This window comes from Nocardioides mangrovicus, from assembly GCF_003674065.1.
Lineage (GTDB): Bacteria > Actinomycetota > Actinomycetes > Propionibacteriales > Nocardioidaceae > Marmoricola > Marmoricola mangrovicus.
Window position 1 is genome coordinate 1 of the sequence record NZ_RDBE01000014.1, and the last position, 244, is coordinate 244.

Below are 244 nucleotides of genomic sequence, written 5' to 3' on the forward strand. Positions count from 1 at the left end.
TATCTTTGATAATATCTTCAGGCTCCATGTCCTTGAGCAGATAGCCGTCCACGCCCAGTTGCAGAGCGTCTTGTACGTCTTTGCTGTTGTCGGACACGGTGAACAGTAGCACTTTGCCCTCTATCTCACGCTCACGGATTTTCTTTAGGGTCTCAAGTCCATTCATCACAGGCATATTGTTGTCTAATACAATCAAATCCACGCTGTGATTGGCAAGGTATGCTAGTGCCTCTTCACCATGATT

General features: G+C 46.3%; 1 protein-coding gene. It reads right to left on the reverse strand.

Annotated elements, in window-relative coordinates; all coding sequences use genetic code 11:
- Positions 1-244, reverse strand: a 244-nt coding sequence (locus D9V37_RS19970) for a response regulator (RefSeq protein WP_121807963.1), incomplete at both ends; no start/stop codon positions are given.